General features: G+C 33.7%; 11 protein-coding genes. 9 read left to right on the top strand and 2 right to left on the bottom strand.

The annotated features are described in order from the left end of the window. The 6 genes from AB1414_12185 to truB all read left to right on the top strand — a co-directional run. The coding region (locus tag AB1414_12185; protein MEW6608182.1) for a hypothetical protein at positions 1 to 335 on the top strand (335 nt) is incomplete at its 5' end. A gap of 229 nt (positions 336 to 564) precedes the next feature. Continuing rightward, a complete protein-coding gene (locus AB1414_12180; GenBank protein ID MEW6608181.1) occupies positions 565 to 879 on the top strand; it encodes an RNA-binding protein in 315 nt (104 codons plus the stop codon). Positions 880 to 1,481: 602 nt separating this feature from the next. Next, entirely contained in the window at positions 1,482 to 2,300 is an 819-nt protein-coding gene (locus tag AB1414_12175; GenBank protein MEW6608180.1) for a menaquinone biosynthesis protein, read from the top strand. Continuing rightward, entirely contained in the window at positions 2,269 to 3,315 is a 1,047-nt protein-coding gene (gene mqnC / locus AB1414_12170; protein ID MEW6608179.1) for a cyclic dehypoxanthinyl futalosine synthase, read from the top strand. Before AB1414_12175 ends, mqnC begins: the two co-directional genes overlap by 32 nt. Before the next feature lie 369 nt (positions 3,316 to 3,684). Beyond that, positions 3,685 to 3,807 carry a hypothetical protein gene (locus AB1414_12165; GenBank protein MEW6608178.1) on the top strand — a complete coding sequence of 41 codons (123 nt, stop codon included), beginning with the start codon at positions 3,685 to 3,687 and terminating at the stop codon, positions 3,805 to 3,807. A gap of 172 nt (positions 3,808 to 3,979) precedes the next feature. Then, positions 3,980 to 4,657 carry a tRNA pseudouridine(55) synthase TruB gene (gene truB / locus AB1414_12160; GenBank protein MEW6608177.1) on the top strand — a complete coding sequence of 226 codons (678 nt, stop codon included), beginning with the start codon at positions 3,980 to 3,982 and terminating at the stop codon, positions 4,655 to 4,657. Between the two features lie 25 nt (positions 4,658 to 4,682). On the opposite strand, the gene AB1414_12155 is transcribed toward truB, so the two are convergent. Then, positions 4,683 to 4,832 (bottom strand): hypothetical protein, encoded by a 150-nt coding sequence (locus AB1414_12155; protein MEW6608176.1) that lies wholly within the window; start codon positions 4,830 to 4,832, stop codon positions 4,683 to 4,685. Positions 4,833 to 4,909: 77 nt separating this feature from the next. Between AB1414_12155 and AB1414_12150 the strand changes: the two genes are divergently transcribed. Genes AB1414_12150 through bioB form a run of 3 tightly spaced genes read left to right on the top strand, consistent with a single transcriptional unit; the run spans position 4,910 to position 7,151 of the window. Beyond that, positions 4,910 to 5,842 (top strand): bifunctional riboflavin kinase/FAD synthetase, encoded by a 933-nt coding sequence (locus AB1414_12150; GenBank protein MEW6608175.1) that lies wholly within the window; start codon positions 4,910 to 4,912, stop codon positions 5,840 to 5,842. 50 nt (positions 5,843 to 5,892) lie between these two features. Further along, positions 5,893 to 6,162 carry a 30S ribosomal protein S15 gene (gene rpsO / locus AB1414_12145; GenBank protein MEW6608174.1) on the top strand — a complete coding sequence of 90 codons (270 nt, stop codon included), beginning with the start codon at positions 5,893 to 5,895 and terminating at the stop codon, positions 6,160 to 6,162. Positions 6,163 to 6,170: 8 nt separating this feature from the next. Continuing rightward, positions 6,171 to 7,151 carry a biotin synthase BioB gene (gene bioB, locus AB1414_12140; GenBank protein MEW6608173.1) on the top strand — a complete coding sequence of 327 codons (981 nt, stop codon included), beginning with the start codon at positions 6,171 to 6,173 and terminating at the stop codon, positions 7,149 to 7,151. 3 nt (positions 7,152 to 7,154) lie between these two features. Here bioB and AB1414_12135 read toward each other — a convergent pair whose 3' ends face one another. Then, complete coding sequence (locus AB1414_12135; GenBank protein ID MEW6608172.1) at positions 7,155 to 7,367, bottom strand: hypothetical protein; 213 nt, start codon at positions 7,365 to 7,367, stop codon at positions 7,155 to 7,157. Between the last annotated feature and the right edge of the window lie 42 nt (positions 7,368 to 7,409).

Raw genomic sequence — 7,409 nt, 5'->3', positions numbered from 1 at the left:
ATAATGGCATAAGGGCTTTTAGAGAAGAATATCGAGGGAAATTAGCACTTCAAATTATGTTTATTGATGAGAATAAGAATAGTGCCCGGAGATTATTTCAATTAGCCCGAGAAATCCAACCAGACCAGGTGCAAATAAATACACCTTTGCGACAATGTAAAGTAAAACCCTTATCACCAGAAGAAATTTTCTTGATAAAAAGATATTTTAAGGGATTAAATATCATCTGTGTTTATGATGCAGAAGATAGAGATGTTACACCTATTAGCCAATCTGCAACCTTAAAAAGAAGAGGAACGGTGATACAGAGAAAATTAAGTCTGTCAAAAGGTTGAAGATTTAAAAAAAAATGGTTAATCACTTGACAAATTAAGAAAAGTTTGATATAATTTTTAAAAAATGGCTGGCAGAAGCTAAAAGGGGGTAGATAATGATTAGTTAAAACCGATTCTCTTTCCGGTTTAATAATGTTTTTATTTATGAGATTAGAATTGCTATCTTGCCTTCTATCTCAAAAAGAAACATTATGGATATAGAGAAAAAACCTAAAAGGAGGTTATTAGAATGCAAGGTAGTAAACTTTATGTAGGAAATCTTAGTTACTCTGTAACTAAGGAACAGGTGGAAGAGTTATTTTCCGCCCACGGGGAAGTTAAGCAAGTGAATATAATTGAAGGTAAAGGGTTTGGGTTCGTTGAAATGGGCAGTCAGACAGACGCGGAGAAAGCAAAAGAAGCATTAAACGGTACCGAGTTTGCAGGACGGACATTAAGAGTTGATGAAGCACGGCCACCCAGGAGTAGAGATAGTCGAGAAAGTCGAGGAGGAGATAGACAAAGAAGAGGACCAGGAGGTGGAGGAGGTTATCGAAGATACTAATTAGAGTTTACCCCGCACCAATCTAATGGTGAATTTTGAAATAGAAATCTGCCAGCCATTTCATTACAAATTCACAGAGTGTATTTTTATCATCTCCATTTTCCTTTATCTAAAATACTGTAGCCGTTCACCGCAGAGACACAGAGACGCAGAGAAAAAATTAAAAACTATTTACCAGACGCTTTATTCCATCACGGATTTTCATCAGTGCAAGCTTTTGAGGACCGACATATCATGATTGATTAACAAATTTAGTTTTGATGTCCTATGTATTTTCTGATTGCCTCAATAATCTTTTCTGTTATCTGATTTATTTCCATGTCTTCTCTGTTCCTCTGCCTCTCTGCGGTAAATTACCCCGTGAACGGTTACAAAATACTTGCCACGAAAACACTAAGACACAAAGTATAAATTTTAAACACTACTCATTTCTTGCTACTGTTATACGGGTTAAAGAGAGTATTAAAAGAATAATCTTTCTAACAAATTGGGGTTCGGAGTTCGGATTCAGGGGTTTTAGGGGATTTTTTATTCACTATTCCCGAATCTCTTTTTTCGTATCCTGGTGCCTTGGTGGCTGAATAGTTACAAAAAGGATTAAAATGAAGATAGGTGTAACACCTTTTTTAAATGTTAAACCACTGATATACAAATTAGAATTAGATAAATCGGTGGAATTAATTTATAAATATCCATCTAAACTATCTAAGTTATTAAAAGAAGGGAAGATAGATGTAGGAATAATTCCGACGATTGATTATTTTCGTGGAATTGGTAAATTTGTCATTCCAAATATTTCCATTTCTTCTTATGAGAAGGTAGAAAGTGTAAAATTATTCTATAAAAATGAAATTTCGGGAATCAAAACAGTAGCGGTAGATAAAAATTCGTCAACATCAGTTGCATTATTAAGGATTATTCTGAGTGAAATATACTCAATTTTTCCAGAATTTAAAGAAGTTAGTAATGATAACTTAATGGATATTTTAAAGAAAAATGAAGCAACTCTTTTAATTGGAGACCAGGCATTAATGTTGTCTGATAAAAATATAGACCTGGGAGAACAATGGTATAAATTGACTGAATTACCATTTGTTTATGCTTTTTGGGTCATAAGAGAGGGGATGGAAGATTATGAGGAAGTAGTTAGAGTTCTTACAGAAAGTAAAGAATTTGGGATGAGAAATTTAGAGAAAATAGTTAATATTGAATCAAAAAGACTCTCACTAAATAAAAAATTTATAAATAATTATTTAAGACAACTTATTAGGTATAATCTTCTAAGACCAGAAATAAAAGGAATTTTAAAATTTATTAATTATGCGATTAAATATAAACTTATAGAAAAGGAGCGCGAGATTGAATTCTGCACTCTTTCAAATTTTAGATATGGCCTTAAACGGCGAGAGGCTAAATTTTAACGAAGGTATAAAGCTTTTTCAAGAAAAGGATATTTTAAAGATTGGTAAAGTAGCAAACGAAATTCGATTTTTGGCTCATTCGGATAACATTGTAACTTACATCATAGACCGCAATATAAATTATACCAATGTTTGTGTTTCAAAATGTAAATTTTGTGCCTTTTCCAGGGATATTGAAAGTAAAGATGCCTATTTTTTAAAATGGGATGAGTTAAAGAATAAGATAGAAGAAACAGTTAAGTTAGGAGGGACTCAGATTCTACTTCAAGGAGGACTGCATCCGGGATTTAAAATTGAGTATTATGAAATGATGTTGCGTAAGATTAAAAACACCTTTCCTGAGATACATATCCATGGATTTTCGCCGCCAGAAATTATGCATTTTGCTACAAAATCAAGACTTAGTATTAATATTATTATAAATCGGTTAAAAGATGCTGGATTAGATTCAATTCCTGGAGGTGGGGCTGAGATTTTAGTTGATGAAGTCCGCCAGCAAATAAGTCCAAATAAATACAGTTCAACTCAATGGTTAGAAATTATGCAAACTGCCCATAAACTTGGAATGAAAACTACCGCCACAATGATGTTTGGACATATTGAATCAATTGAGGATAGAGTTAGTCATTTATTGAAGATACGAGATTTACAGGATGAAACTGATGGATTTACAGCATTTATTCCCTGGACATATCAACCGCAAAATACTATTTTGGGAGGAAATGGGGTAGGGGGATATGAATATTTAAAAACACTTGCAATATCAAGAATTATGTTAGATAACTTCAAGAACATTCAAAGTTCTTGGGTGACACAAGGACCTAAAATAGGACAAATAGCCTTGACATTTGGAGCAAACGATATGGGTAGCACAATGTTAGAAGAAAATGTCGTTAGAGCCGCTGGTGCTGAATATCGATTGACTACTCAGGATATAATTAATTTAATAAAAGATGCCGGATTTATCGCAAGACAACGAGATACTTTTTATAATTTAATAGAGAGTAAAGAGTAACCGTTCAGGTGGTAATTTACCGCAGAGACGCAGAGGAACAGAGAAGACATAGAAATAAATCAGATAACAGAAAAGATTATTGGTGCAGCCATTGAAATACATAGGACCTGCTTGCCGAATGTTCAGCCGGCAAGTCAGATTTGTTAATCCATCCCTGATTTTCATCAGGGCAAGTTTAATGTTGTTGGACTCAAGAGCTTGCACTGATGAAAATCAGGGATGTTAAGCCTATCGTAAATAAATTTTAATTTTCTTCTCTGCGTCTCTGTGTCTCTGCGGTGAACGGTTACAGTAAAGAAGGGAAAATAGGGGGAAGCAGTTAGGAAGATTAGAACTTCTGAACTTAAGAAGTATTGAAGTTGAAAGGAAATGGATACCGCAGAGACGCAGAGGAACGGAGAAGACATGGAAATAAATCAGATAACAGAAAAGATTATTGAGGCAATCATTGCACTACATGGACATCAAAACCAGATTGTTAATCAATCATGAGATGTCGGTCCTCAAAAAGCGTGCTCTGATGAAAATCAGAGATGGAATGAAGCTTATAGTAAGTAGTTTTTAATTTTTTCTCTGTGTTTCTGCGGTTAAATATTACCAAATTGAGACTTATGGGTAAGTTTCCAGAAATTTATCTTGACAAACTAATTTAGACTATGATATTATGATAGATGGAATTTTGAATATTAATAAACCTGCGGGGATGACTTCCCACGATGTCGTTCAATGTATTCGAAGATTGATTAACCAGAAAAAGGTTGGGCATGCAGGAACTTTAGACCCACAGGCAGAAGGGGTTTTAATTCTTCTTTTAGGTAAGGCAACAAAATTATCCGAAAGCCTGAAAAGTGATTCTAAAGAATATCTAGCAGAAATGAAATTGGGAATTAAAACAACGACTCAAGATGCCTGGGGACAAATAATTGAACAAAAATCTAACTTTACTATTCAAAAAAAGGATATTGAAAAGGTACTTTTAGATTTTGAGGGTGAAATAAATCAAATTCCACCTATGTTTTCTGCAATACATCATAAAGGTAAAAGGTTATATGAATTAGCCCGGCTTGGAAAGGAAGTAGAACGACAACCTCGAAAGGTAAAGATATTTGAAATCAAACTTTTAAATTTTATACATCAGGATGAATTTGAATTTAAAGTTACTTGTTCTTCCGGAACTTACATTCGGACTTTATGTGCAGATATAGGTGAGGCTTTAGGGGTAGGGGGACATTTAACCTCATTGAAAAGGATTAAAAGTGGCAATTTCAAAATCGAAGATTCGATTGGCTTAAAAGATTTAATAGAAGGGAAAATTAAGGTAGAAGAGGTTCTTTTATCGTAAGCGTTCAGCCACAGAGGCACAGAGTTCACAGAGAATTAAGGGAATTAGCCAGAAATGCACACGAATTAATCGCTGACATCCCATAAATGTAGTGGGAACCTTTAGGTTCACCTTTTGGCTTGCCAGAAGTGAGGCTACAGCCTCGCACTACAAATCTTTTTGTATTTGTGTTCATTCGTGGTTATATATTCTCTCTGTGTTCTCTGTGACTCTGTGGCTATATCTTGAACGGTTACCTTTTATCAGTCTAAAATGAAAATTTTCTGGAGAATTCCAGCTCAATTTGAATATGAAAATGTGGGATTAACGATAGGTGTATTTGATGGAGTGCATTTAGGTCATCAAAAAATTATCACAGGACTGATTAATTCTTGTAGAAAAAAAGGACTTACAAGTCTTTTTTTGACTTTTGAGATTCATCCAAGAAAAATATTATCATCAACTATGCCTGCTCCATTAATTACCCTTGACCAGAGATTAAACATTATTTCTCATCTGGGTATGGATGTGTGCATAGTTACTGATTTTGAACAAGAGATAATGAACCTTGAGGCAACGGAATTCATAGAAAAAGTGCTCATTGATAAATTAAAAATGAAACAAATGTGGATTGGAACAAATTTTTTATTTGGAAGAGGAAGAAAAGGGGATGTCCAGTTATTACAAGAATTAAGTGCAAAAAAAGGGTTTAAATTACAGGTAGTTGAGCCAGTTAAATTGGAAGATGAAATTGTTAGTAGCACAAGGATAAGGGAATATCTAAAGCAAGGGGAGGTAGCAAAGGCAAATTTACTTCTATCCCGACCTTATACGATTGGAGCCGAAGTTATCCATGGCACAAAAAGAGGAAGAATCCTTGGTTATCCTACTGCAAACTTAAAATGGGATGAAGAAATTTTATTACCTGAAAAAGGTGTCTATGCGGTCAGGGTAAAAATGGATGATGAAAGATATGAAGGTGTGGCTAATCTGGGCTATCGTCCAACATTTGGAGAAGAAAAAGAACTCTATTTGGAAGTCCATATCTTCGATTTTAATCAGGAAATTTATTTTAAAGAATTAAATGTTTCTTTTATAACAAGAATACGGGATGAGAAACCGTTTAAAGACCAGGATAGTTTAATTAGACAATTAAACGAGGATGAAAATAAAGCAAAACAAATATTAAAAGCAAGTAACTGGTAACTAATTACCAATTACCAGTTACCAATTACCAAATACAAGGAGGTGCTCAAATGTCATTAACGACAGAAGGAAAACAAACATTGATTGAAAAATATCGAATGCATGAAAAAGATACAGGTTCACCAGAGGTTCAGATAGCGCTATTGACGGATCGAATTAATTATTTGACTGAACATTTTAAGGTGCATGTTAAAGATTATCATTCACGAAGAGGATTGCTTAAACTCGTTGGACAAAGGAGAAGATTACTTAATTATCTAACTCAAAAAGATACAAATAGATACCAGGACATTATTCAGAAGTTAGGATTGAGGAAATAAGATAAAGAATGGTTAATCAAGTATTATTAGAAATTTCTAAAAGTCTTTTACGGGGTGAGCCGCTCCATTTTAGTAAAGCAATATACTTTTCTAAATTAGATAAAGAAAGTATTTTAGATTTGGTATCTTTAGCGAATAGAGTAAGAAAGGAATATTGTGGGGAAGGAATTGATTTATGTTCTATTATAAATGCCAAATCAGGGGCGTGTTCAGAGGATTGTCAATTCTGTGGCCAGTCTGGACATTATAAAACTGATACACCTGTTTATTCTCTTAAGAGTGAGGAAGAAATTTTACAATCAGCTAAGGATGCAGAAATTTCAGGGGCAACAAGATTCTGTATTGTCATTAGCGGAGAAAAACCCGATACCACAGATTTCAAAAAGATTATTAGTGTTTTAAAGAGAATAAAAGAAGAAACGAACTTAAAATTAGATTGTTCACTGGGAACTTTGACAAAAGATAAGGCTTATGCTTTAAAAAATGCAGGAGTGAGCAGATATAATCATAATCTTGAGACATCGGAAAATTATTTTAAACAAATCTGCACGACCCATTCTTATAAAGATAGATTATCTACTTTAAAAATATTAAAAGAAGTAGGATTAGAGGTTTGTTGTGGAGGAATTATTGGCTTAGGTGAGGATTGGGATGAAAGGATAAAATTTGTCTTTGCCTTAAAAGAGCTGAATGTAGATTGTATTCCTATTAATATTTTAAATCCGATACCAGGAACACCTTTAGCAAATGTTAAACCGTTATCTCCGCTGGAGATAATAAAAACAATTGCTATTTTTAGATTGATTTTAAAAGATAAAATCATTAAAATCGCTGGAGGTCGTGAGGTGAATTTAAGGGATTTACAAGCATTATCTTTATTAGCCGGGGCAAATGGATTAATCATCGGAAATTATTTAACAACGCCAGGAAGAGATGCAAGTTTAGATATGCAGATGATAAAAGATTTGGGAATGAATATAAGGAAGTAGAGACTAAAGACCACAGACCAAAGACCAAAAGGATAGGGAAAAATGAACCGAGAGCGAAGAAAAATTATTGGAAATATTGTAACCGTTCAGGTTATACATTAGAAGTGTAAGAAGGGGGATAAGGAGATAAAGAAGATATGGAGATAAGATAATAGAAATAGATTGAAATTTATAGAAATAGGTAGAAATTGATTGTGGGAAACAACAAATTTCCATAAATTTCTATTAGTTTCTACTAATTTCAATTTTTTTAATAAT

The organism is bacterium, from assembly GCA_040755795.1.
Classification (GTDB): Bacteria; UBA9089; CG2-30-40-21; order CG2-30-40-21; family SBAY01; genus JBFLXS01.
Note: the sequence above shows the minus strand (reverse complement) of the source record. Positions and strands in the feature narration are given on the sequence as shown.